Here is a 23612-nt window from a genome sequence, read left to right as displayed (position 1 = left end):
TCACTTACTCAGTTGGTTGGCAGATTGGCGTGGCAGCACAACGGTGTTGCTTCTTACAATCTAGGGATTTTAGGAATTCGGTACTAAGGAGTTAAGTGAAAGAATTCGGTCTTACCCAAATTTTGCCGCTACAGTCCAGCTCCCGAAATACAATATCAAATTTAGATTGAAACCGCAGAACGAACTCAACAATCTTGCAAAAAAAGTGCTTCAGCAAGAAGCTGAGGCAATTATGGGGGTAGCCGAGGCTATCAGCCTGACCCCCGATTTTGCACAATGCGTAGAGGCTATACTCTCTTTACGCGGCCGGGTGGTGGTAACGGGCATCGGCAAGAGTGCCCACATTGCGGGCAAAATGGTGGCTACCTTCAACTCCACCGGCACGCCCGCCCTGTTTATGCACGCCGCCGATGCCATTCACGGCGACCTGGGCATGATTCAGCCCGAGGATTTTGTTATTGCCATCAGCAAATCCGGCGACACCCCCGAAATTAAGGTGCTGGTGCCCCTGTTGAAGCGCAAAGGCGTACCATTGGCGGCCCTGGTCAGCAACGCCGACTCCTATCTGGCCGTGCAGGCCGACTACGTGCTGCATGCCCCCGTGGAGCGCGAAGCCTGCCCTAATAATCTGGCCCCCACCACTAGCACCACCGCCGCCCTGGCCCTGGGCGATGCGCTGGCCGTGTGCCTGCTGGAAAGCCGGGAGTTCTCGCGTCAGGATTTCGCCCGCCTGCACCCCGGCGGTACGCTGGGCAAGCAGCTCTACCTGAAAGTAGGCGACCTGAGCCGCCAGAACCAGCAGCCCCAGGTACCCGATACGGCCCCACTCAAGGATATTATCCTGGAAATATCGGGTAAGCGGCTGGGAGCTACGGCCGTGCTGGCGGCTGGCGGTGAACTGGTCGGCATTATCACCGACGGCGACCTGCGCCGCATGCTGACTACTTATGAGGGCCGACTGGAAGCGGTGCGGGCCCAGGATATCCTAACCCCGGCTCCCGTCACTATTGATGTGGATGACTTTGCCGTGGAGGCCCTGGCCCGTATGCAGGAGCGCAACATCACGCAGCTGGTGGTATTGGAAAATGGCCGGTTCAATGGCTTTATCCATCTGCACGACTTGCTGCGGGAAGGATTGGTGTGACGATTTAGTTAAAGTTTTTACTAGGATTATACTATAAAATAGAATTTTGCTATACTTACTGTAGTAAGTAGATAGTAAGTTCTACTTCCGTACCTTGGATACAGTTGTTCCACCCGTGTGTAGCTACTGTCCGGCACCTGTTCTACTCTCTCTTTCTCTCTCCAACTGGGAGCTCCGGCTCCGGTACCAATGGAACAACACACGTATCTTGTGGTAATGGCAGGCGGTATTGGCAGCCGCTTCTGGCCTTTCAGCCGTACGCATCACCCTAAACAGTTTCACGACGTGCTGGGCATGGGACGGTCAATGCTCCAACTGACCGTGGACCGGTTCCGGGGCATCTGCCCGCCCGAAAACGTGTTCGTGGTAACCAACCGGGACTATATGGAGCTGGTACAGCAGCATCTGCCGGAATTGCACGCCAGCCAGATTCTGGGGGAGCCCATCGGCCGTAATACGGCACCTTGCATTGCGTACGCCAGCTACCGCATTGCCCAGCGCGACCCGGAAGCCGTCATCGTGGTAACGCCCGCCGACCACGCCGTGATGCACGAGGAAAACTTCCGTACGGCCATTCGGACGGCGCTGCACGGTGCCCAGACCCACGATGTGCTTATCACGCTGGGAATTCAGCCTTCCCGCCCCGATACCGGCTACGGCTACATCCAGTTTCTGGACGATGCCGTGAAACCCCAGGACGTACAGACGATGCCGGGCCACGAGGATGGCACCTTTCCGGCCGGGCTGCGCAAAGTCAAGACCTTCACGGAGAAGCCGAATCTGGAACTGGCCCGCATGTTCCTCTCCAGCGGCGACTTTCTGTGGAATTCCGGTCTGTTTGTATGGCGGGCCGATGCCATCATTAAAGCCTTTCACCAGTACCTCTCCGATATTGCGGAGGTGTTTGAGGAAGGCAAAGACCAATTGGGCACGCCGCAGGAGGAAGCCTTTATTGCCCGCGCCTATAGCCACTGCCGGAACATCAGCATCGACTACGGCGTGATGGAAAAGGCCGATAACGTGTACGTGCTGCCCGCCGATTTCGGGTGGAGCGACCTGGGCACCTGGGACTCCCTGCACCGCATGGGCCAGCACGACGCCGACGAAAACGTGGTGGACGGCAACGCTCTACTCTACGATACCAAAGAGTGCGTTATCAAAACGCCCTCCGAGCGCCTTGTAGTGGTACAAGGCCTGGAAGGCTACATCGTGGCCGAGTACGACAACGTGCTGCTCATCTGCAAGCGCACCGAGGAGCAGCGAGTGAAGGACTTTGTGGCTGACGTGAAATCGAAGAAAGGAGTTGGGTACAACTAATCTTTAGTGTGGCAGAATGTGAGAAATGTGCTGAATGTGGAGTCTTATTCGAATTCCACATTCAGCACATTTCTCACATTCTGCCATATTACTTTCTCAGCCGTTGGCGCAGTACCTCGTACAGCATGATGCCGCTGGCTACGCTCACGTTGAGGGAGCTGATCTGGCCCGCCATCGGGATGCGCAGCTTATGGTCGGCCAGCTTCAGGTATTCGGGGCTGATGCCGTCTTCCTCGGAGCCCATCAGCACGGCCAGGGGGCCGGAGAGGTCCACGGTTTCGGCTTCCAGGCTGGCGTCCGATTTCTCAGTACAAGCCACCACCTGCACACCCGATTCGCGGAGGAAGGTGAGCGTGTCCTTCAGGTTGGGCTCCCGGCACACCGGAATCAGGTTCAAGGCCCCGGCGGAGGTTTTCAGCGCGTCGCCGTTGATTTGGGCGGCCCCGCGGCTAGGCACCACAATGGCGTGGACGCCCATACACTCGGCGTTGCGGGCAATGGAGCCGAAGTTGCGCACGTCCGTCACGCGGTCCAGTACCAGCAGCAAGGGCGTTTTGCCTTCCTCGTACAGCCCGGCCAGAATGCTGTCCAGGGGCATGTAGTCGATGGGCGACACGAAAGCTACGGCACCCTGGTGGTTTTTGCGGGTAATGTTGTCCAGCTTCTCCACGGGAACCATCGACACGGGTACGTTGGCCGTTTTGGCCAGCGCGGTAATGTCCTGGGTCATGGAGTTTTTGGTGCCGCGCAGCAGGAAAATCTTGTCCAGGGTGCGGCCCGCGTTCAGCGCCTCCAGAATAGGACGCAACCCAAAGATCATGTCAATGCTGCGGTCCTGAGGCGGGCGGTGGTACTGGCTTTTGTCATTACGGCCGCCTTCCGAGCGGCTGCCCTCGAAACGGCTACCCTCAGCGCGGCTGCTTTCAAACCGACCGCCTTCGGCACGGCTGCCTTCATAGCGGCCACCTTCGGAGCGCGCGTCATCGTCGCGCCCACCGGGGCGACGGTTGGGCACCGGGCGGTTTTCGGAATCGTAAAATTGGCGGCGCTCGGTTAGCGGCCGGGCTGGGCGGTTCGTCCTTTTCTCCATTGCTCCACGGCGGCATACCAGAGTTGTTCGTACTCGGGGCGGCGCACCAGTTCGTAGTTGTCGGGAGCAAAGGTACTGGGTTTCGCGCGGAAGATGAACGAGCCGCTGCGTTCCACATCGGCGCGGTACACCCAGCGTTCAGTACCGGCTTCCCGATACACGCTTTCCGGCGGCCCCAGCACGAGGTACAACAGGCCCCTATCGGTCAGCCAGCCGGCCTTATGAGTCGAAAACAGCTGGCTGGCCTCCATCGTGCGGCCATAATAAGTGCGGATCAGCTGGCGGGCAATGGGCTGGCTGTTGCTGGCCACCGCCAGCCAGAACTGGTCCACGGCTTTCTTGGGGTCGGGCGCGTCGAAGAGCTTTTTGCGCTCCTGGGAGGTCGTCAGGTAAATCAGCGGGGCAATCAGCTCATCGGCCGTCGTCAGCTCCGGAAACTGGTTGTCCTCCACCAGCAGGCCGCTGCGCACCGGGCTACTGCCCACGCGCAATAAGAACAGGCCCGCCGGGAGCTTTAATAGTTGATCAGCCCGGAATGCAGCCGAGTCCTGCAAGCTCAGGACGCGCGACTGGGTGCCCTGTGTGCTACTGGCTGCCATGGGTGGTGCCGCGGCCACCGAGCTAAGTGGGTAGCGGTACACCGTTAGTCGTTGATCAGGCCCATAAGCGCTTACGCCAAATACTTCGCGGGCGTGCAGGTAGCGGCGCATGAGGGGCTGGTTGAGCGAATCCGTCAGGATAAACGTGCGGGCCAGGTGTTCCGGCCGCAGTTCCAACCAGGCCGCGTCCCCACTCAGTGCATCCTCCGCTGGGCCGATAGCCATACTCAGCACCTGGCTGGTGCGAAGGCGGCTGGCCGGCAGGCTGAACTCGACGCGGGCCGCCTTGTCCACGGGCCGGAGCCGGCGGCGCAGCTGGCGTACCGTATCCTGCCACATGGGTCGGCGCGCGTCGTAATTGGCCCAGGCTACTATGTGCAACGGAAATCCGGCACGAATCAGGTTGCGGTCCGGAAACTGCAAGTACACCCGCACACTGTCGCCTTCCCGGCGGGTGTCCACCAGAATGCGCCGCCCGGGCCGGTACTGGGTGGCGAAGTCGCGGCGCGGGTTAGCGTGTAGTGCGCCAACTGCCCAGGTAAACAGCAGGGAAAAGAGCAGAGCGTATTTCACGGGCAGAAGCGGTGAGGCTAAGTGTAACGGGATACTAACGAAAAAAGCCGGCCCCGTTTCCGGAACCGGCTTCTCAGCGCGCAAAAACCGTGCGGTTTACTGCTTGTAATACTGCTGCAGCAGCCCGATGGCGCGGGCAGCGCGCTTCTGGTCGCCAATGGCGTCGGCGGCGCGGCCGATGCTGTTGAGGCCCAGCAGGTAGGTCTGGAACTCCTGGTCGAACAGGGCCGAGTTGTGGGTGCTGTAGTAGGCCAGGGCCCGCTCGGCGCGGTCAGTCATGGTGTCCATGATTTCGTTGGCCCGCTGCTGCTCGCCCACCGCTACCAGCGCCGGAATGAACTGCGGCACGTAGTAGTCGTACGGAATAGCCTTGTCGGGCATCACCTCAAAGCACTTATCAATTACTTGCTTGGCGCGGACTTTATCGCCGGAGGCCAGCAGGGCATCGGCCAAACGGGCAAACTTGTCGCGGTAGTTGGCCGGAAAGCGCAGGTTGTTTTCGTCGTAGAAGATGTTGGCGTTGTCGAGGCCCCGGTACGCAAATTTGTTCATCAGCTTGTCGTACATCAGGCCCGTCGCCACGTAGCCTTCTTCCGAACCCCCCTTGGGGTCGTAGTTGGGGTCTTTGGCGGGCAGGATGCGGTAAGCCATGCCTTCCAGCTGGAAGTAGGGCTGCAGGCCCATGAAGTCGCGCGAGTCCACGGTGCTGCTGAAGTATACCGGGCGCTGCCAGTTATTGGTGGCCAGGATGTCCAGAATTACCAGGCTCTTTTTCTCGATGGCGCTTTTGCCCACCTGCCACTCCATGCGGGGCACCAGCTGCTTGCGGCGCTCGGCCGGAATGATGCCCATTTTATCCACGGCAGCCGTATCAATGGGCAGGTAGAAGTTGCGGGTAGGGAAAGACAGCAAAGACTTGGAGCCGTCGCCGTAGCTTACCTGCAGCAGGGGGCTGTTCTGGTTTACCAGCTGCATGAACTCCTTCACGTTTACGTCCTTCACCGAGGGGTTTTCGGCGTAGGGCAGGTAGTCGTTGGTGCCCTGCTTGTAGTTGCTGTTCTGCATCGAGATGGGCAGCGGCTGCGACAGGTAGGCGCGGCGCTTCATCTGGTCGATGTACCAGTCGGTATTCAGGTAGCTCAGCACGGCCACGCGTACGTCTGTCCGCACGCCCTCCACTTCCTGGGCGTACCAGAGCGGGAAGGTGTCGTTGTCGCCGTTGGTGAACAGGATGGCGTTGGGGGCGCAGCTGTTCAGCAGGTTTTTGGCTGAATCCACGGAGTTGTAGCGGTTGCTCCGGTCGTGGTCGTCCCAGCCCTGGGCCAGCATAATGCCCGGCACCACCAGGCCCAGCGCCGTTACCGCGCCGGCCCGCGCCGTTTCCGATTTCACCACTTTCTCCAGCAGCTCGGCCAGGGCCAGCACGCCTAACCCAATCCAGATGGCAAAGGCAAACGTGGCCCCCGCGAAGGTGTAGTCCCGCTCCCGGGGCTCAATGGGCGGCTGGTTGAGGTAAATCACAATGGCCAAACCCGTGAACAGGAACAGCAGGCCCACGATAAAGGCGTTGCGGCCGTCGCGGCGGGCGTGGAAAAACAGGCCCAGGATGCCCAGCAACAGCGGCAGGGCAAAGAAGGCGTTGCGGGCCGGGCTATCGGCCACCCGCTCGGGCAGGCCGCCGCCGTTGCCGCTGCCCCACAGAATACCGGATTGCTGAATGTCGCCCTCGCGGCCCACGTAGTTCCACATGAAGTAGCGCCAGAACATGTGGCCCATCTGGTACTTGAACAGGAACGACAGATTCTGGCCCATGGTGGGCTTCACACCTTCCTGAATGTCCACCCACTTCTTGTAGTTGTACATGTGCAGCGGGTCGTTGCTGTACAGGCGGGGGAGCAGCATTTTGTCTTCGGGGTTGTACTGCAACACGGGGCGGTACTCGGCCACCACGTACTTGTCGCCCTGGCGCACGTAGCGAGGGGCTCCGTCTTCCTGGGCAATGGGCTGGGCGTTGAACTGCGGGCCGTACAGCAACGGACGGTCACCGTACTGCTCGCGCTTCAGGTAGCTCACGAAGCTCAGGACATCCTCCGGGTCGTTTTCGTTGATGGTGGGGTGGTAGGAGCTGCGGATGGGCACAATCAGGTACGAGGAGTACCCAATCAGGATGAACACGAAGCTCAGCATCACCGTGTTCAGCAAACGGCTACGGCGCTTGAACGACTGCTGAAAGCCAACCCAGATCAGGGCCACGAATAGCACCAGGAAAATCACCAGCCCGTAGTTGAAGGGCAGGCCTACGCTGTTCACGAAGAACACCTCAAACGCGCCCGCCAGCGTGGGCAGGCCGGGGATGATGCCGGCCAGAATCAGGCCCACAATCACACTGCTTACTACCAGCGTGATAATGCCGCCCAGGGTGGTAGGGTTCTGGGTGCGGCGGAAGTAGTAGATGAAACCCAGGGCCGGAATGGCCAGCAGGTTCAGCAAGTGCACCCCGATGCTGAGGCCGATAACGTAGGCAATGAGCACCAGCCACCGGTCGGAGTCGGCCTCATCGGCGCGGTTTTCCCACTTCAGCATCAGCCACACCACAGCCGCCGTGCACAGCGACGACATGGCGTACACCTCGGCTTCCTCGGCGTTAAACCAGAACGAATCAGAAAAAGCGTAGGCCAGCGCGCCCACGGCCCCGGCGCCCAGAATCAGCAGGCTCTGGCCGAAGGTGGGCTGCAGCGCACGGTCGTCGTGCAGGCCGGGGCGGTGCAGTACCAGCTTCTTGGCCAGCATGGTAATGCTCCAGAACAGGAACAGCACCGTGAACGAGGAGCTCAGGGCCGAAAGCGTGTTCACCAGTACCGATACCTTGGTCACGTCGCCGAAGCTCAGCAGGGAAAACAGGCGGCCCAACAGCAGAAAGGTGGGGGCCCCGGGGGGGTGCGGCACCAGCAGCTTGTAGGAACAGGCAATAAACTCGCCGCAGTCCCAGAACGACGCCGTGGGTTCCAGGGTGAGCAGATACACAACGGTGGCTAGGGCAAACACCAGCCAGCCAACCAGATTATTCAGACGTGAGTAACTCTGCATACGTAGGGAATGGGGCCGCCGCAACCGGCCGGCCCGTTGCTGAACGACGGGGATTAAGGGCTGAAAGGAACTCAGTGAAAGGTCAAAAATAGAGAATAAGTACCGAGCCGCGCATCCTTAAATCAACCAACGCCCATGCCCGGCTCAACCAACCTGCTAAACCCCCGGTCATCTGCCAGCCCGGCCATAAGCCACTGCCCCACCAATAACCAAAAAAGCCCCGGCCGTAACGGCCAAGGCTTTGGGGTGATTCTGGCAGAAAGCCAGTGGGTTAGTTCTGCAGGACGAGGCGTTTGGTGCTCAGTACCCTGTCATTCTGCACCAGGCTGTAGAAGTACATGCCGGCGGGTAAGTCGGAGAGGTTAAGATTCATGCCGCCATCAGCCGCCTCAGGGCGCACGGCCACTGTGCGTACTTCTCGCCCAATAATGTTATTCAGACGCAGTTTGTAATCGGTATTCAGCGTGAGCTGGCTTACCGAAAATGTTACCAGACCTTTCGCGGGGTTAGGGAAAATGCTGAACGAAGGCGTAAGGGTGCGGGCTGTGAGGGTAGGGGCGGTGCCCAGCCCGATATGCTGCCGGGGCACTACCTGGCTGGGCCGGCTGCTGGCCGCGGACGGACGAGCGTGGACCTGCCTACCCATGAGCGTAGCCGCCAGAGCGGAAAGCTGCACCAGTAACAGGGCCAGCACCAGAATAAGACGAGTAGAGAGTTTCATGAAGACAGGAAAAAGCAGCGGCGGAGAAAACAGAGGAAGCCGACTTTCCGGACAAGATAGCCAATTAAGCCGGGTTCAAAGCCAACTCAGACAATCATCGTGCCCGTTCCGTGGGCGGTCAGCAAGCAGATGCCGATTCGGACGGTTCCGTTGCACGGGGCGGGGAAAGAATATGCCCACGCCTACGGCCGATACCTGATTTCCTTCAGGTCGAAGTAGCGCAGCTGATCCCGCACGGCTACGGCCAGCCGCCCGGCTTCGTCCACGCCCACAATCTGCCCCCGGAAAAGCTGCCCGTCCGCCTCGTACTCGTGCTCTTCCTGAAACCGGTACAGGACCCGCAGATACTCCGTGCGCAACGCCCCGATACGGCCCGCCCGCAGCTGCAGGTAGCGCCGCTCCAAATGCTCCAGCAGCCGGGCAGTCACGGCGGCCCGCTCGTAGGACCGGCCGGTAATGCGGGCCAGGGAAGTAGCCGTGGACACGGCGAATTGCTGCTGGTTGATATTTATCCCGATGCCCACAATGCTGTGCTGAATCTTTGCGCCGCTGAGTGTGTTCTCAATCAGGATACCTCCTAACTTCTGGTTGCCGTAAAAAATATCGTTGGGCCATTTCACCCGTAGCTGCGGGCTGGGGCCCAGCAATGCCGTCAGCCAGTCGTGCACGGCCAGGGCTACGGCCTGGCTTAGCAGAAACTGGTCGGCGGCGGGCAGAAAAGCTGGCTTCCATACTACCGACAGCGTCAGGTTTTCGCCGGCGGCGGCTTCCCACTGGTTGCCCCGCTGGCCGCGGCCGGCTGTCTGGTTGTCGGTAATTACGCAGCAACCATCCGTGGCCCGGTTTTGGACAACCAATTGCTGCGCCTCCGTATTAGTAGAGCCGCATTCGGGCAACCAGACAAGCTGTTGGCCCGTGAAGAGCGTTTGGGGGGAGAGTGCCTCCACGTGTTTTTCGTACTTTGTGACGTTCAAACCTAACAATACCCTATGAAAAGTACCCTGGTTCGGCAGGATTCGGACAAGTTGGCAGATGTAGTAGTGCGCGGCATGCAGGAGAAGAAAGCCTCCGACATTGTGGTGCTCAACCTGAAAGACCTCAAAAACGCCGTGGCGGATTATTTCATCATCTGCTCGGCTTCCTCAGATACCCAGATTGACGCCATTGCGCGCTCCGTCGAAGAAGAAGTGGAAAAGCTTACCGGCCAGAACCCCTGGCAAACCGAAGGCCGCATGAACCGGGAATGGGTGCTGCTCGACTACGTGGACGTAGTAGTGCACGTATTCCTGCGCGACCGGCGCCAGTTCTACGCGCTGGAAGAGCTGTGGGGAGATGCCGAAATTACGTACGTGGAGGACGAAGTAACTCCGGCTGCTGTAAAGTAAACTGCACCCGTTTGCGTCTTTCTACCCGTAGGTGGTCACGCCAACAAACGCGCGGTTGGCGTGTTCCGCCTTTGTTTTTTGTTTTAGCAATCCTACTTCATGTCTGATACGACGCCCAAGAAGAAAAAACCAACGCTGCCTAACCCGGCTCCGCGGCCAGGTATGCAGCTCTGGGTGCTGGTTGGCCTAGTCGTGCTCATCCTCGGGATGGTGTACGTTTCGCGCAGCGCCCCCCCCCTGGATATTACTCAGAAGCGCTTTGAGCAAATGCTGGTGAACGGCGACGTGAGCAGCGTAACGCTCAACGGCCGCCAGGTAGAAGTAACCATCAAGAAAGAAGCCGCCCAACGCCCGCCCTACAGCACCGAGCTGGGCCGCCGCGGGCCGCTGGCTATCAACCAGGGTGCCCAGTACGGTTTCCTGGTAGTTGACGGCAAAACCTTCAAGGAGGACTTGGACAAGGTGCAGGCGACCCTGCCGCCCGACCGCCAAGTAGGTCTGAAGGTAACGGAAGACCGGGGCTACGGTGATTTTGTTACCACCTGGGGCTTCATGATTCTGCTGTTTGTGGGCTTCTGGTTCCTGATGCGCCGCATGGGTGGCGCAGGCGGACCCGGCGGCCAGATCTTCAATATCGGCAAGTCGCGCGCAGCTCTGTTTGAAGGCGGCGACAAGGTGAAAATCACCTTTAAGGACGTAGCCGGTCTGGAAGAAGCCAAGGAAGAGGTGCAGGAAATTGTGGAGTTCCTGAAGAACCCCTCAAAATTCACCATTCTGGGCGGTAAAATCCCGAAGGGTGCGTTGCTGGTAGGTCCTCCTGGTACGGGTAAAACTCTGTTGGCCAAAGCCGTAGCCGGTGAAGCTGACGTGCCGTTCTTCTCCCTGTCGGGCTCCGATTTCGTGGAGATGTTCGTGGGGGTAGGGGCGGCCCGGGTGCGCGACCTGTTCAAGCAGGCCAAAGCCAAGGCGCCGTGCATCATCTTCATTGACGAGATTGACGCCATCGGCCGCAGCCGCAGCCGGGGCAACGTGCCCGGCGGCAACGACGAGCGGGAAAATACCCTGAACTCCCTGCTGGTAGAAATGGACGGTTTCGGCACCGACTCGGGGGTTATCATCCTGGCCGCCACCAACCGCCCCGATACCCTGGACTCGGCCCTTCTGCGTCCCGGCCGCTTCGACCGCCAAATCAGCATCGATAAGCCGGACATCAACGGCCGCACCCAGATTTTCAACGTGCACCTGAAGCCGCTGACGCTGGGCCCCGATGTGGAAGCCAAGAAGCTGGCTGCCCAAACGCCCGGTTTTGCCGGCGCTGAAATTGCCAACGTCTGCAACGAAGCTGCCCTCATTGCCGCCCGCCGCGACAAGAAGATGGTGACCATGCAGGATTTCACTGATGCCGTGGACCGCGTAATTGGTGGCCTGGAGAAAAAGAACAAAATCATCAGCCCCGGCGAGAAGCGGATTGTGGCCTACCACGAAGCCGGCCACGCCATTGCCGGCTGGTTCTTGGAGCACGCCGATCCGCTGGTGAAGGTGAGCATTGTGCCCCGTGGCGTGGCTGCGCTGGGCTATGCCCAGTATTTGCCCCGGGAGCAGTTCCTCTACAATACCGAGCAGCTCATGGACGAAATGTGCATGACGCTGGGTGGCCGCGCGGCTGAGGAGTTGGTATTCGGCAAGATTTCGACCGGTGCCCTCTCCGACTTGGAGCGCATTACCAAGGTGGCCTACAGCATCGTGACGATGTACGGCATGAACGCCAAACTCGGTAACGTTTCCTTCTACGACTCCAAAGGGCAGAATGAGTACGGGTTTACCAAGCCGTATTCCGAAGCTACGTCGCAGATGATTGATGAGGAGGTGCGCACCATCATTGAGCAGGCTTACACCCGCACCAAAGAGCTGCTGACGGAACGTCGGCACGAGTTGGAAGTGGTGGCGAAAGAGCTGCTGGAAAAGGAAATCCTGCTGCAGGATGACCTAGAGCGTCTCGTGGGCAAGCGTCCCTTCGATAGCCAGACGACGTACCAAGCCCACATGGCAGGCACCGACCGCTCGGAAACCCTGAGCGAGCGGAAACAGGAACACGCTGGTTTGCCCCTGGGCAACGACCTGCCCGACCTGAATTTGCCCGGCGTTGCTAACGACTCCAACCAGTCGGACGCTCCGTCCGAGCCCACTGGCTCAGCCGTGACGCCCGTGTAAAGAGGTGCTGTGAATTCTGAAAAAGCCCGCCCGCAACGGCGGGCTTTTTCTTTTTGCGTGCTACCTTCTGTTCCGCATTTCAGCCCCGCCCGAAACCCCGTACCTTTACTGCCATGTCGGATACCTCGCGTGATATAGTGCTGCGCCGCATTCGGGAATCGTTGCGCAAAACGGCTCCGCAGCCGGAGCGGCCGGATTTTACGGAGCCGTTGCACCCCCGGCCCGCCCCCGGCGACGACCTGGCCGTGCTGTTTGCTCAGAGCTTCGTGCGGGTGGGTGGTGTCTTTTTTTTCTGCGAGTCGGTAGAGCACTTCTACGACCAGCTGTTTGCCTATAAGCAGGAGAAAGGGCTGGAGCATCTGTACGTGTGGGAGCCGGAGTTGAAAAAGCTGCTGCACGCGGGCAACATCGTATTTCAGGGTGATGAAGCTGAGTTTCTGGACCATGCCGAAGCCAGCCTGACGACCTGTGAGGCCCTGGTAGCCCGCACCGGCAGCGTGTTGGTATCGGCCGCCACGGGCAGTGGCCGCCGTCTGAGCATCTACCCCGACCAGCACCTGATTCTGGCCCGCACCTCGCAGGTAGTAACCGATATTGGGGATGGTCTGAAGCTGCTCCAGCAGAAGTACGGGGCTGATAAGCTGCCCTCCATGATGTCCCTGACTACGGGGCCCAGCCGCACGGCGGATATTGAAAAAACGCTGGTGCTGGGCGCGCATGGCCCGCGCAGCATTGTGCTCTTTTTACTGGATGACGCGCCCGCCGCAACTACCTGACCTGGCTCTGCCCCCCGGCCGCCGGGTGTACTTTGCTTCCGATTTTCACCTGGGTGCCCCCGATGCCGCCCGCTCCCGGGAGCGGGAGCAGCGCATTGTGCGCTGGCTGGATGAAGCCGCCCGCGACGCGGCTTCCATCTACCTGCTGGGCGACATCTTCGACTTCTGGTTTGAGTACCGCCATGCCATCCCGCGCGGGTTTATCCGGCTGCAGGGCAAGCTGGCCGAGCTGACGGACGCCGGTATTCCGGTGACGTTCTTCACCGGTAACCATGATATGTGGATGTTCGATTACTTCACTCAGGAGCTCAACATTCCCATTCTGCGGCATCCGGTAAGTCAGCGCATCGGCGACCATCAGTTCCACATCGGCCACGGCGACGGCCTGGGCCCCGGCGACCATACCTATAAGGTGTTGAAGCGGGTGTTTGCCTCGCCGGTGGCGCAGTGGCTGTTTGCGCGGCTGCATCCCAACCTGGGCATTGGCATTGCCAACCGCTGGAGCCGGCACAGCCGCCTGCAGAACAGCGTGGCCGACGAGCAGTATTTCGGCGAGGATGAGTGGCTGCTGACCTATTGCCGGGAAGTGCAGCAGCAGTTCCCGCACGAGTTTTACGTATTCGGGCACCGCCACCTGCCCCTGGATGTGGAGGTAGCACCCGGTAGCCGCTACGTGAACCTGGGAGAGTGGGTCAATTATTGCTCTTACGGCGTGTATGATGGGCAGCAGCTGGTACTTAAGCACTATGAATCGGGCCGGTAGGCGGACCGGGCTGGCTCTGTTGCCCATAGTCCTGGCCTGCGTATCGGTTCGGGCGCAGACTACTACCCCGGCGGCAGGTTCGGTAGCGCCAGCCGGACAGGCCGCGCCCGTCGTGAGCGTGCCGGTGCCCGCGCCGGCCGCCGGGTGGCAGTTGGTGCGGACTATTAAGCTCCCGCAGCCCGGTGTGGCCTCGCTGGACCGGCGCGGCAACCTGTACGTAACGGATGCGCAGAATAACCTGCACCAATACAGCGCCGACGGGCAGCCACTGAATACGTACTCGCCGGCCTTGCCGGGGCATACCATGCAGGTGGAAGCCTGGAACACGGCCAAGGTGCTGGTGTTCTATGATGACCGGCAGCAGGTAGTGTTGCTCGACCGGTTTCTGGCCCCGATTTCGGAGCTGGCTTTGGCCGATTTTCTGGACGGGCAGGCCCGGGTAGCCACCCTGGCCCCCGACGACCGGTTCTGGCTGCTCAACGAATCGGACCTGACGCTGCGGCAGTTCGACGCGACGCAGAAGCGCTTCACCATCACTACCCCCCTGGATCTGCTGATTGGTCGGACCCGGCCCGATTTCCGGTTTCTGCGCGAGTACCAGAACAACCTCTACCTCGTGGACCGCAGCAGCGGCGTGTACGTGTTCGATAACCTGGGCAACTACCGTAAAAAGCTACCTTTCCCGGGCCTTACGGCCGTTGGTTTCCGGGAGGATGAGCTGTATTACCCGGCCGCCGACGGACTGCATTTCTTCCACCTGTACCGCCTCACGGAGCGAATAGTTCCTTTGCCGGTACCGGGCAGTACGCAGGTAGTGGTAGGGGAGCAATACGCCTACTTGCTGCTGGAAAATGCGGTGCAGGTGTACAAGCTTTGAGCAAAAGTCAGCCCCCGTGCGCGGGCCCCGTGGATAGTTGCGCGATACAGGAGCCGCAGCTCTGTCCGGCAGCTTTTCGTAGTTGACAGTAAAGGCCAGCTAGGGAGGCCGGGCTTCTTTGCGTCCAATGTGGTGGATGGGTGCTTTGCACCAGGCAGCAACCCCGGTGGCGGCGCGGGTCGGTTGATTTCTGGTTATATTTGAGAAAGCCGCTTCAATGGCTTTTCGCCGCTCCTCCGCTCTTCGCAACCAACTCTACCGCATGCTGTTGTACGCTTTCCGCTCCGCCGGGACTCTGCTGCTATTTCTTTTGCTCGGACTGCCGCTGGCCCAGGCGCAGCAGGCCCGCCGGCTCATCAATCGGCTGGCTCCCGGCCTGGATGGCAAAAGCGCGCGGCGGATCCTGCGGGTGAGCGTTACCGATGAAGCGGCTTTCCGGCAGTGGCTAACCCGGCACCCCTGGGCCCAGGCACAGCCCGAGCCGGGCCACGCCCGCCTGTGGCGGGTGCGGGGCCTCGCGGCGGCTGAGCTGGCCGAGTGCCCGGCGGCAGAATTCGTGGAAGCCGCCGACCGGACGGCCCGGCCGGAACGCCAACTCAATGGAGCGGACTTCACGGCCAATAAAGTGACTACCACGCACGCCCGCTACCCCCAGGTAACGGGGCAGGGACTTACGGTTTCGGTGAAGGAAAGCCCGTTAGATATCAACGATATTGACTTCAAGGGCCGCCTTGTCAGCCCCGATCCGCAGGCGCAGCTGCTCAGCTCCCATTCCACCACCATGGCTACCCTGATTGCGGGCGGGGGCAACTCCTCGCCCAACGGCAAGGGGGCCGCCTGGCGGGCCCGCATTGCGCAATCCAGCTACGACAACCTGCTGCCCGATGACGGAGCCAAACTGGCCGGGCAGGGCGTATCGGTGCAAAACCACTCGTACGGGGTGAACGTGGAGAATTTCTATGGCCTGGAAGCCCGGGCCTACGACCAGCAGGCCACCCAGTACCCAACGCTGCTGCACGTGTTTTCCTCCGGCAACTCGGGCAGTTTGGTTGCTCCGGCCGGGCCGTATGCCGGGCTGGCCGCTACGGCCAACCTCACCGGCGAGTTCAAGAACTCCAAAAACAGCCTGAGCGTGGGCGCTACCGATGCCCTAGGGCAGGTGGCCGCCCTCAGCTCCCGGGGCCCCGCCGCCGATGGCCGGGTAAAGCCCGAACTGGTGGCGTTCGGCGACGGCGGCACCTCCGACGCGGCGGCTTTGGTGTCGGGCGTCAGTCTGCTTGCGCAGCACGCCTACCAGCAGCAACGGGGGGCACTGCCTTCGGCGGCTTTGGTAAAGGCGGTTCTCATCAATACCGCCGATGATACCGGCCGCCCCAACGTGGATTTCGTGGCGGGCTACGGGCAGGTAGATGCGCTGGGTGCGGTGCAGACGATGCTGGAAGGCCGGTTTGTGGAGGGTGTGGCCCGGCAGGGCGAAGGCACCGGATTCCTGCTTACCATCCCGGCTGGTACGCGCCGCGTGAAAGTAACCCTTACCTGGAATGACCCCGCCGCCGCTGCTAACGCTGCCTCTACGCTCGTCAATGACCTTGACCTTACCATGGGGAACGGGCAAATTTGGCGGCCCTGGACGCTGAGTGCATTTCCCCATCTCGATTCTCTGGACCAGCCCGCCCGCCGCCGCCCCAACCACCGCGACAACGTGGAACAGATTACCGTTGACAATCCGGCGGCTGGCGACTGGAGTATCCGGGTGCAGGGCTACCGGCTGGGGCAGGGGTCGCAGCCGTATAGCATTGCCTACGAGCTGGAAAGTGGCCTAACGTGGGTGCATCCGTCCAAAGCCCGCAACCTGCGGGCGGCCGAATCGGTGCTGCTGCGCTGGCAGTGGGCCGGACCGGCCACCACGGCCCGGCTCGAATACAAGCCCGTGGGGCAAACCAGCTGGAGCGTCATCAATCCGGCCCTGGACCTGACGCAGCAAACCTTCCGCTGGACTGCTCCCGCCACCACCGAAGCCGCTCAGTTCCGGCTGCTTAACGGTACCAATGCCACGGTATCCGATACGTTTATGGTGGACCGGCCGCTGGCGCTTAACGTGGGCTACAATTGCCCCGATGAAACCCTGCTGACCTGGCGCCGGGTGCCCGGTGCCACCCAGTACCAGGTGTACGTGCTGGGGGCCACGCACCTGGAGCCTTTTCGGTTGCTGCCGGATACGTCTTTGGTGCTCACCGCCGCTGAGGCAGCGGCCCGCTACTACGCGGTAGCGCCCGTGGTGCAGGGCCGGGTGGGGGAGCGGGGTAGTACCCTGAACGTAACCCAGCCCGAATACGGCTGCTATATCCGCTCCTTCCTGCCCCGGAAGCTGGTTTCGGATACCGTGCGGTTTGATATTGTGCTGGGCACTACCTACCGGGTGCAGGCCCTGGTATTGGAACGCCGGACTCCTGACGGAAGCTTCGTGCCCGTACGAACCTTGCAGCCCGTAACGGCCACGGCCTTTGCCCTGCCCGATGAGCAGCCAGTGGTAGGCCGGGCGGAATACCGGCTGCGGCTGCAGCTCACTACCAGCCGCACGGTGTACAGCCAGGTGGAGGAAGTGTACTTCGTGCCCGATGCTTCAGCCATTCAGGTGTATCCGGTGCCGGTGCCGGTCGGCGAGCCGCTCCAACTCATTGGCCCCCAGGACCAGGAGTTGCAGGTACGCCTGTTCGATATGGCCGGCCGCTTGCTGCTGGAGCGCACCACCGCCGTCAGCAGCATTACCACACTGGAAACGCAGGGCCTTCGCCCCGGCTTGTATTTCCTGCGAATTCGCGTGCCCGGGGGCCGGGAAGTTACCCGGCGGGTCGTGGTGCAGTAGCTCCGGCATCCGGCCCGGTGGTGCCGGAACTGTGGTTACAGAAGCCGTGAACCGTCCATCTGGCCGAGCTTATCGATACGTCTTCAGGCTCTGTCCAGTTAAGCGGGAGGGATGTTGCAATCAGTCTGCCCGCGTAGCTTCGGAATTCTCCGCGCGGCTGACTCCAGCGGACCGGACACGACGCGGGCTGTTGCCGCCGCGCCAGGCTGCAGTCCACCTTTATTCAGCAAGCGGGAGTCCCAAAGTCAGTCCTTCGGAAAGTGGGCAAAGTTTCCTGCTAAGCGTATTCAGGCAGCTCTGCTGTTTCGTTGCGCAAGTAGTGTAGAAGCTGTTTGCCAAGTCGTCAGCGTGTTATAGAGACGCCTGCTTGTGTCTCGTCATCGAACAAAATCAGCCGATTTGCGCGGACGACGGGACGCCAGTAGGCTTCTTTACAGTGTTGAATACACTTTCTACTCAGCTTCGTAATAAAGCAATGAGGATGCTTTAACAGGGGCAGTAGAATGTTCAGCGCGCAATTGTCAGCCGTTCCAAACCGTGTCAGCAAAACAAAAAAAGTCCCCACTCCGCGTGGAGTGGGGACTTTCTTAAATCGTTAAGCCGAGGCTTAGTACACGTAGTTCAGAGCGGTTACGTCGTTGCTGTTGAACGGACGGTTGCCACCCGAGCCGATGCAGGCCAGCATCCACGAGTTCGGATCTGGGCCCGAAGGCGTACCGGGGATGTACACGGCGCCAACGGTGCTGGCACCTTCGTTCACGGCCGAGCCACCGCAGCTGTACTGACGGCTCATGTAGTCGGTGTGACGGAAGCCGATGCAGTGACCAACTTCGTGGGCCAGGATGGTGGCAATGTAGGTAGTGGCGTTAGCCGTGCCGATGGCACCTACGTTAACCGATACCGAACCGTAAGGGTTGCCGCCGGAGGGGAAACCGGCCGAAGCCAGGTAGCCAGAACCGGAAGGAGCAGCATTCATCACAATGTTGCCGCCCGAGGTAACGCGGGAGAAGCGCAGACGCAGGTTCTGGGCGTTGTAACGACGAATCAGTTCGTCCGTGGCCGTAACGTAGGCCGAGGGCAGGCTGGTCGATACGCGGATGGTGATAGTGCGGGGCAGACCGGTAACCAAGTTGGTGGTACGGTACTGCTCATCCTGACCTACGCGCAGCATGCTGTAGTCGGGCTTGCTGGCCAGCATTTCATTGGTCAGCAAAATGTCGCCTTCCACCAGAACGCCACCCTCAACTTTCTGCGCGCCAGCGGCGGTGAAACCGAGTGCTTTGATCTGGTTAATGGTCGTTTCCGATACTTCATTCTTAACCTCCACATTGGCTTTTTCCTGGCAGGAAGACAGCGAGAGGCTAGCGGCAGCCAGCATAGCCAGCGGAGCGAGTACTTTAAGTGTTTTCATTGGTTTTGGTTGTGGATTAGGTGAAGAACGTGACAAACATAGGTTTTTATTGACGATATTTCAAAACAATGCCTTGTAATTTATCAAAATTATATACGGTTAATTTTATTTTAATGTGTTTTACAAAGTCTTCATTAGATGCGCGGAATAGTATTATAGTTGTTTGTGAATTTTAGATGAAAACTGCATTTACGGTGAATGAGTGCAGGTTGTAGCCGCGGGCAAGTGGCATTATCTCAGCCGGCGCAGCCGAGTAAGGGAGCTTGAGAGCCGACCCGAAAAAAAGTCGGATTTTTTCCCGCTGGCGCAGCCGGCCCCGGCCCCGGCTATTTCTCTATCTTTGTAAACAACCGATTTCGTGCGGCCCTCCTTTCCCGGCCGCTTTACCATATAGATCTTTCAAGCTGTGGCTTGCTCATCCTGCTCCTCCGGTGGGGGCTGCTCTACTACTGCCAAGGGCTGCGGCTCCAAGGGTAGTTGCAGTAGCGGCTGTACCCGCCTCAACGTATTCGACTGGCTCCAGGACCTGGATGTACCCAGCGACTTTAAGGAATTCGACCTCGTAGAAATCCGCTTTAAGGGCGGACGCAAAGACTTTTTCCGCAACCAGAGCCGCCTGCCGCTCATCACCGGGGATGCCGTGGTGGTGGAAGCCGCCGGCAATGGCTGGCACCTGGGCCACGTGTCGCTCAAGGGTGAACTGGTGCGCCTGCAGATGAAAAAGAAAAAGGTGCCTCTGGATTCCAAGGATATCCGTCCTATTCTGCGCCTGGCCACCGAGCAGGACGCCGAGCGGTGGCAGGCCGTGCGCGACCTGGAAACCGGAACCATGTTCCGGGCCCGGGCCGTGGTGGAGGAGTTGCGCCTGAAAATGAAACTCTCCGATGTAGAGTACCAGGCCGACCGTACCCGCGCTACGTTCTTCTACTCGGCTGACGACCGGGTGGATTTCCGAGACCTGATCAAGCGCCTGGCCGATGAGTTTCGGGTACGGGTGGAAATGCGCCAGATTTCGCTGCGCCATGAGGCCGGCCGCCTGGGCGGTATCGGGTCCTGCGGGCGGGAGCTGTGCTGCTCTACCTGGCTGTCGGACTTCAAAAGTGTGAGCACCACCGCCGCCCGTTACCAGAACCTGAGCCTGAACCCGGCTAAGCTCTCGGGCCAGTGCGGGCGCCTTAAGTGCTGCCTCAACTATGAGCTGGATACGTACCTTGATGCGCTGAAGGACATTCCGCAGGTGCAGCGGCCCCTGCTCACGGAAAAGGGCGACTACACCCTGCAGAAAACGGACATCTTCCGCCGCAAAATGTGGTTTGCTGTGCGCGGCGACAACAACTGGGTAGTAGTGCCCACCGAGCGCGTGCGCGAAGTACAGGAGATGAACAAACGCGGCGAGAAGCCTGACAGCCTGCTCGTGCCGGTGCGGGAGGAGGAGAAAGCGCCCGAAGTAACCGCCATTGTAGAAGGCTCCCTGGAGCGCCTCGACGATAAAATAAAATCGGCGAAGCGCAGCAAGCGGGGCAAAAAGAAAAAAGGGGAAGAGCCGGTAGCCCTAGCCCCGGCTTCCCGGCCGAGCCGTGGTGGCGGGCGGAGCGCCTCCGCCGAGGCCCGCCCGGCCGCCTCTCCCGAAGCCTCGCCGGAGAGCCCCGAAGAGCGGGCCCGGCCCCGGGGTGCGGCGGCTCGTCCCCTCAACCGTCGGGGCCGAGGCCGCAACGGAGAAAGCCGCCGCTCTGAAGCGGGGAAACCCGACGATGGCACCACCGCCCCGGACGCCCGCCCGGGCCGGGATGGGGCGCCGCGCCCGCCCCGCTCCTCGGCCGATGGGCCGGATAGCCCACCCCGCGCCGCTGGGGAAGCCGGTGAAGGCCGCCGCAGCCGCTCGGGCCGGGGCCGCTCGGGTCGGTCGGGCCGGGGCCCGGCCGCCGATGGTTCCACATCTTCTGCCTCTTAACTCTCCACTAGCTATGCGCGTTTTCCGGTGCCTGCTGCCGGCCGTGAGCCTGCTGTTGCTGGCCGCCTGCAATCCCAACGAGGTGTACGAGAAAAACACGGACCTCAAGTCGCCGTTGGGGGAGCCCTACGTGTGGGCCGTGCAGGATAAGCCCACGTTCGAGTTTGAAATTCCGGATACTACTCAGCACTATGATGTGTACTTCAACATCCGGAACGCGGCCGACTATGAGTACTATAATCTGTACGTGAAGCACACCCTGACCGGGCCCGATGGCAAGCCCGTTTCGCGGCTGCTGCACCAGATGCTGCTGATGGACCCTAAAACCGGGGAACCCCGCGGCGACGGTTCCGGCGACATTTTCGACCACCGGTTTCTGGCCCTGCCTAATCAGAAGTTTTCCCAGACCGGCCCCTATAAAGTAATGCTGGAGCAGTACATGCGCCAGGATCAGCTGCGGGGTATTATGGCCGTGGGCGTACGCGTACTGAAGCACGTACCGTAGGTACGGCCCGCCTTTCTGGCTTCTGCAAACGCAAAACAGGCCCGCCGGTATCTACCAGCGGGCCTGTTTTGTGTAAGCGCAGCGAAACGCTAGATGCGCTCCACTTTCACGGCATTCTGCCCTTTCCGACCGTCGATGAGGTCGAACGATACCCGGTCATTTTCGCGGATTTCGTGGACGAGGCCGGTTTGGTGAACAAAGATTTCCTGGCCGTTCTCATCATCAATGATGAAACCGAAACCTTTAGACTCGTTGAAGAACTTCACTTTGCCAGTTTTCATAGCGGGTGTAAGCGGTTGTGGATTGAAAGAATGGTGGTAAATCTACATGGTTTTCCAGACTGGCAAAAATACCAGTTGGCGGAACGCCTGACGGATGGCTACGTATGAAGTGGTACCACTTTACATGCCGCTTCCCATCATGCCCGACGAAAACCTGCCCTCGACTCCTGCCAACGAGCAGACTACTAATCAGAAAGACACCGCTGCTGCCCTCGGGAACCAACTGCCCACGGAGCTGCAGACGCCTGCCAATACCACCGGTCAGCAGCCTTTTGCCCACGATGCCAACCACGAGCAAAACGAGGTGGCCGGGGCCAGTCGGGGCGAGTTCGGCCGGCAATCGGGGCAGGGGCTCACGCAGGGTGGCTATGGCAATGAGCTAAGCCGGGGCGAAGCCACCTACGCCGGTACGCTGCAAACGCCGCCCGCTACCACCGGGTACGTGGGGGAGCGGGAGCAGCGCCCGGCCGGCTTGACTTCTGAAGAAAATGGCAGCTTCGGCACGCAGCCGGCTGGGGCTAGCCTACCCGGCGGCTCGGCCGTGGGGGCTTACTTTGCTAACGATAATGCGGCGCCCAAAGGGCCTGACTCTGGCTTTGCCCCTGATTACGGTACTTCTTCCCTGAGCGGGACAGCCGCGGATAGCAATGCCGAGCCGCAGGCCGCTCAACGCAACCAGCAAGAGGACTACACGCCCAATCATCCGGAAGGCGGCCCCCAAGGACTGCGGACGGGCGTAGCGCCTGCCAACTCCCCGGAGGCCACCAATGAAGCCGATGCCACGCCCGGCCGGGAGCCCGGCAGCGGCTATGTGGCGGCGGGCTCCCCCGATGCGCAAGGGGGCACCGATAAGGGCTTTGGCTCGAAAGGTGGCTCGTATAACGATGAGTATGATGCGGCCACGGCAAACCAGTCTGGCGGCTCGCCCGCCCGCGGCGACTACAACCAGCAGGATGCCGCCCGCAACTACGGCGGGGCCGCTGCCGACCGAAACCCCTCTGATAACTCGGCCGACTATGGCCCTGCCCCCGGGCGTACTGCCTCCGCCGAGTAGCCCTCAAGTGCCGCCGCCATATAAAGCCCCGGCCGTCATTTGTCAGCTATGCTGGCGGAAATGGCGGCCGGGGCTTTGGGCAACAGATAAAATTACTCAGGATTATGCTTGGCCAAGAACAGCTTGCCTTTTTCGTTGCTGATGATGAAATCCTGCGTGTTAACAAAGACCAACGCCTCTGCCTGCCCGGTTTTCGGAATCGACAGCATAGTTTTGAGCCCATCGAACAGGCGGCGGCCGGGCAGACGCTCAAACTGGTACACCGTGCCGGTGCCTAACAGCGCTACCCGGTGGCCATCGGGGCTGATGTCGGCGGCGGTTACCCAGGTTGGGAGTTGCAGGCTGTCGGCGAGGCGGGCGGTATAGCGGCCGGGCCGGGCCGGCAGCACGTACTGCTTCACTACCCCATTGGTACCCCGGTTTTTGGTGAACAGATACAGGCTGTCCTGGTAATAGTAAAAGGCCTCGCAGTCAAAATTGCGTCGGGGCTTGCGGGGCGGAAATGCCCGCTGATCGGGATACGTGAACTGAATTGTATCAATCTGCGTGAGGCTGGGGCCACTGAGGCGGTAAATGTGCAGGTTGCGGCGTTTATTCTGGTTGTTGCCAAAATCGCCCACGTAGAGGCGGTGCTCCTCATCCTGTGCCAGGTCTTCCCAGTCGATATTCTGCAGGGGAGAAAGATCCAGGGCCTGGAGCAGGTCGCCCTGCCGGGTGACGCGGTAGAGGCGGGCCGTATTGCCTCCGTCGGCGTGGGTCCACAGGTCGCCCTCGGGGGTGGCATTTTCCAGGCCGGAGCTCTCCTGAGCCCGGGAGTTAATACGCCCGATTTCCGAAACGGTATAACGGGCCGTTGCATCGGCAAAGGAACCCCGGCCCTGGCGAGAAGAGCAGCCCACCAATAGCCCGGCAAAGGCTGCCAGCAGATAACGCGGAAAAAAACACATGCGGGAAAGGCGTAACTCCAAATTTCAGCCGAGTATCTGACCGCATACGCCGGG

19 protein-coding genes are annotated in these 23612 nt (G+C 60.5%); 11 read left to right on the top strand and 8 right to left on the bottom strand.

The features are described 5' to 3' along the window. Positions 1–166: 166 nt before the first annotated feature. Both ACN19L_RS08310 and ACN19L_RS08305 read left to right on the top strand, forming a co-directional pair. Positions 167–1144, top strand: a complete 978-nt coding sequence (locus tag ACN19L_RS08310; RefSeq protein WP_426493051.1) for a KpsF/GutQ family sugar-phosphate isomerase — start codon at positions 167–169, stop codon at positions 1142–1144. 189 nt (positions 1145–1333) lie between these two features. After that, complete coding sequence (locus tag ACN19L_RS08305) at positions 1334–2461, top strand: mannose-1-phosphate guanylyltransferase (protein WP_426493050.1); 1128 nt, start codon at positions 1334–1336, stop codon at positions 2459–2461. Positions 2462–2549: 88 nt separating this feature from the next. Here the strand turns inward: ACN19L_RS08305 and rlmB are convergent, their stop codons facing one another. From rlmB to ACN19L_RS08280, 5 genes are all read right to left on the bottom strand, one after another. Then, positions 2550–3476, bottom strand: a complete 927-nt coding sequence (gene rlmB, locus ACN19L_RS08300) for a 23S rRNA (guanosine(2251)-2'-O)-methyltransferase RlmB (RefSeq protein WP_426493049.1) — start codon at positions 3474–3476, stop codon at positions 2550–2552. Between the two features lie 38 nt (positions 3477–3514). Beyond that, positions 3515–4723 (bottom strand): GWxTD domain-containing protein, encoded by a 1209-nt coding sequence (locus ACN19L_RS08295; protein ID WP_426493048.1) that lies wholly within the window; start codon positions 4721–4723, stop codon positions 3515–3517. Positions 4724–4819: 96 nt separating this feature from the next. Next, entirely contained in the window at positions 4820–7810 is a 2991-nt protein-coding gene (locus tag ACN19L_RS08290; RefSeq protein WP_426493047.1) for a glycosyltransferase family 117 protein, read from the bottom strand. Between the two features lie 271 nt (positions 7811–8081). Continuing rightward, positions 8082–8531: a T9SS type A sorting domain-containing protein gene (locus ACN19L_RS08285; protein ID WP_426493046.1), complete on the bottom strand. Its 450-nt coding sequence runs from the start codon at positions 8529–8531 to the stop codon at positions 8082–8084. A 182-nt stretch (positions 8532–8713) separates the two neighbouring features. Beyond that, positions 8714–9478 (bottom strand): biotin--[acetyl-CoA-carboxylase] ligase, encoded by a 765-nt coding sequence (locus ACN19L_RS08280; protein ID WP_426493045.1) that lies wholly within the window; start codon positions 9476–9478, stop codon positions 8714–8716. 42 nt (positions 9479–9520) lie between these two features. On the opposite strand from ACN19L_RS08280, the gene rsfS reads away from it, so the two are divergent. The 6 genes from rsfS (at position 9521) to ACN19L_RS08250 (ending at position 17409) form a co-directional block, all read left to right on the top strand. Continuing rightward, entirely contained in the window at positions 9521–9916 is a 396-nt protein-coding gene (rsfS, locus tag ACN19L_RS08275; RefSeq protein ID WP_125417949.1) for a ribosome silencing factor, read from the top strand. A 99-nt stretch (positions 9917–10015) separates the two neighbouring features. After that, a complete protein-coding gene (ftsH, locus tag ACN19L_RS08270) occupies positions 10016–12127 on the top strand; it encodes an ATP-dependent zinc metalloprotease FtsH (RefSeq protein ID WP_426493044.1) in 2112 nt (703 codons plus the stop codon). 113 nt (positions 12128–12240) lie between these two features. Continuing rightward, entirely contained in the window at positions 12241–12903 is a 663-nt protein-coding gene (locus tag ACN19L_RS08265) for a LutC/YkgG family protein (RefSeq protein ID WP_426493043.1), read from the top strand. After that, positions 12878–13666: a UDP-2,3-diacylglucosamine diphosphatase gene (locus tag ACN19L_RS08260; protein ID WP_426493042.1), complete on the top strand. Its 789-nt coding sequence runs from the start codon at positions 12878–12880 to the stop codon at positions 13664–13666. Before ACN19L_RS08265 ends, ACN19L_RS08260 begins: the two co-directional genes overlap by 26 nt. Before the next feature lie 19 nt (positions 13667–13685). Continuing rightward, positions 13686–14543 (top strand): hypothetical protein, encoded by an 858-nt coding sequence (locus ACN19L_RS08255; protein WP_426493041.1) that lies wholly within the window; start codon positions 13686–13688, stop codon positions 14541–14543. Between the two features lie 262 nt (positions 14544–14805). Further along, positions 14806–17409 (top strand): S8 family serine peptidase, encoded by a 2604-nt coding sequence (locus tag ACN19L_RS08250; protein ID WP_426493040.1) that lies wholly within the window; start codon positions 14806–14808, stop codon positions 17407–17409. Between the two features lie 607 nt (positions 17410–18016). Here the strand turns inward: ACN19L_RS08250 and ACN19L_RS08245 are convergent. Further along, positions 18017–18820 carry a M57 family metalloprotease gene (locus ACN19L_RS08245; protein WP_426493039.1) on the bottom strand — a complete coding sequence of 268 codons (804 nt, stop codon included), beginning with the start codon at positions 18818–18820 and terminating at the stop codon, positions 18017–18019. A 406-nt stretch (positions 18821–19226) separates the two neighbouring features. On the opposite strand from ACN19L_RS08245, the gene ricT reads away from it, so the two are divergent. Both ricT and ACN19L_RS08235 read left to right on the top strand, forming a co-directional pair. Continuing rightward, the gene (gene ricT, locus ACN19L_RS08240; RefSeq protein WP_426493038.1) at positions 19227–20771 is read left to right on the top strand and encodes a regulatory iron-sulfur-containing complex subunit RicT; all 1545 of its coding nucleotides are present in this window, start codon (positions 19227–19229) and stop codon (positions 20769–20771) included. A 13-nt stretch (positions 20772–20784) separates the two neighbouring features. Further along, a complete protein-coding gene (locus ACN19L_RS08235) occupies positions 20785–21276 on the top strand; it encodes a gliding motility lipoprotein GldH (RefSeq protein WP_426493037.1) in 492 nt (163 codons plus the stop codon). Between the two features lie 89 nt (positions 21277–21365). On the opposite strand, the gene ACN19L_RS08230 is transcribed toward ACN19L_RS08235, so the two are convergent. Continuing rightward, entirely contained in the window at positions 21366–21557 is a 192-nt protein-coding gene (locus ACN19L_RS08230; RefSeq protein WP_426493036.1) for a cold-shock protein, read from the bottom strand. Positions 21558–21681: 124 nt separating this feature from the next. On the opposite strand from ACN19L_RS08230, the gene ACN19L_RS08225 reads away from it, so the two are divergent. After that, a complete protein-coding gene (locus tag ACN19L_RS08225) occupies positions 21682–22611 on the top strand; it encodes a hypothetical protein (protein ID WP_426493035.1) in 930 nt (309 codons plus the stop codon). Between the two features lie 92 nt (positions 22612–22703). Here ACN19L_RS08225 and ACN19L_RS08220 read toward each other — a convergent pair whose 3' ends face one another. After that, positions 22704–23558: a hypothetical protein gene (locus tag ACN19L_RS08220; RefSeq protein ID WP_426493034.1), complete on the bottom strand. Its 855-nt coding sequence runs from the start codon at positions 23556–23558 to the stop codon at positions 22704–22706. Between the last annotated feature and the right edge of the window lie 54 nt (positions 23559–23612).

This window comes from Hymenobacter sp. 102, assembly GCF_049949205.1.
Lineage (GTDB): Bacteria > Bacteroidota > Bacteroidia > Cytophagales > Hymenobacteraceae > Hymenobacter.
This window is presented reverse-complemented; position numbering and strand designations above follow the sequence as displayed.

Excerpts from the sequence above, each read along its gene's own strand:
- ACN19L_RS08305 (WP_426493050.1), top strand. The coding sequence starts at position 1,334 with ATGGAACAACACACGTATCTTGTGGTAATGGCAGGCGGTATTGGCAGC.
- ACN19L_RS08290 (WP_426493047.1), bottom strand. The coding sequence starts at position 7,810 with ATGCAGAGTTACTCACGTCTGAATAATCTGGTTGGCTGGCTGGTGTTT.
- ACN19L_RS08285 (WP_426493046.1), bottom strand. The coding sequence starts at position 8,531 with ATGAAACTCTCTACTCGTCTTATTCTGGTGCTGGCCCTGTTACTGGTG.
- rsfS (WP_125417949.1), top strand. The coding sequence starts at position 9,521 with ATGAAAAGTACCCTGGTTCGGCAGGATTCGGACAAGTTGGCAGATGTA.
- ftsH (WP_426493044.1), top strand. The coding sequence starts at position 10,016 with ATGTCTGATACGACGCCCAAGAAGAAAAAACCAACGCTGCCTAACCCG.
- ACN19L_RS08265 (WP_426493043.1), top strand. The coding sequence starts at position 12,241 with ATGTCGGATACCTCGCGTGATATAGTGCTGCGCCGCATTCGGGAATCG.
- ACN19L_RS08260 (WP_426493042.1), top strand. The coding sequence starts at position 12,878 with ATGACGCGCCCGCCGCAACTACCTGACCTGGCTCTGCCCCCCGGCCGC.
- ACN19L_RS08250 (WP_426493040.1), top strand. The coding sequence starts at position 14,806 with ATGCTGTTGTACGCTTTCCGCTCCGCCGGGACTCTGCTGCTATTTCTT.
- ACN19L_RS08245 (WP_426493039.1), bottom strand. The coding sequence starts at position 18,820 with ATGAAAACACTTAAAGTACTCGCTCCGCTGGCTATGCTGGCTGCCGCT.
- ACN19L_RS08235 (WP_426493037.1), top strand. The coding sequence starts at position 20,785 with ATGCGCGTTTTCCGGTGCCTGCTGCCGGCCGTGAGCCTGCTGTTGCTG.
- ACN19L_RS08230 (WP_426493036.1), bottom strand. The coding sequence starts at position 21,557 with ATGAAAACTGGCAAAGTGAAGTTCTTCAACGAGTCTAAAGGTTTCGGT.
- ACN19L_RS08225 (WP_426493035.1), top strand. The coding sequence starts at position 21,682 with ATGCCGCTTCCCATCATGCCCGACGAAAACCTGCCCTCGACTCCTGCC.
- ACN19L_RS08220 (WP_426493034.1), bottom strand. The coding sequence starts at position 23,558 with ATGTGTTTTTTTCCGCGTTATCTGCTGGCAGCCTTTGCCGGGCTATTG.